The sequence below is a fragment of the Bacillaceae bacterium S4-13-56 genome (assembly GCA_040191315.1).
Taxonomy (GTDB): Bacteria; Bacillota; Bacilli; order Bacillales; family JAWJLM01; genus JAWJLM01.
The window spans coordinates 1-791 of the sequence record JAWJLM010000169.1 but is presented as its reverse complement, the minus strand read 5'-3'; the positions used below and the strand labels follow the sequence as shown (position 1 = coordinate 791).

Annotated in this window: 1 protein-coding gene; it reads right to left on the bottom strand. The window is 40.1% G+C overall.

All coding sequences use genetic code 11. From position 1 onward, the window contains the following. Positions 1–791, bottom strand: a 791-nt coding sequence (locus RZN25_18425) for a transposase (protein MEQ6378774.1), incomplete at both ends; no start/stop codon positions are given.

Sequence of the window (791 nt, the reverse complement as noted above, 5' to 3'; positions counted from 1 at the left end):
TTTGCTTCATCTAACCCTTTTAATTTTAATCGATGACCACTCATACAATGCGGTACTCCATATCTGTCGAGTTTCGTTACACCACGAACATCTAGTTGTTTATCCTTGATTTTTCGTGGATTAATGGGAGACAGGAGTTTGGCATCGAGAATTTTTTTCGTTTTTTCTTGATTCTCCTTGTTTTGATAGATTCCGTCTGCACTCACGTATTGAACGGTTTTTAACCATTCTTCAGGAAGATCTTGTTTTACCTTTTCTAAGGTCGGCACGAGAGTCGTTCCATCATGCTCACCACCTTTGAAAATACTTCTAGACAAAGGAAGTTCTGATTTCACGCCGCACACTAGCGCTACTTTGTGTGCAATATAAGTAACGGTATTACTTTTTCTCATCAGACCAACATTGTCATCTGTCGGTATTTCTGGACAATCACATGGATCGGAATGGCCGCACTTGCGTTTCGCATGAAGAGTGGCTTCAGCTTCCACATGTGTCGTATCGACGGCTAATTGATCTTCTTTTTCGATGATTCCTTGTTGTATATTAAAGTTCACCATCAATTGACGAGCCTTCTCCCATAAACCATTTTCAATCATGATCTGGTCAAAACGCTCGAAGGTCTTGAGAGATGGAATGGTTGTAAAACCACACACAGTTCGAAAATCAGAGTTGCCCTCCACTTGGAGATGAACACTTGAAACCATGACTTCCACATAAAGAAGTGGAGCCAAAGTAAAAGCTTTAAATAAAGCATAAAAGTCAATACCCTTTCGACCTTTAGAGGATTTCTT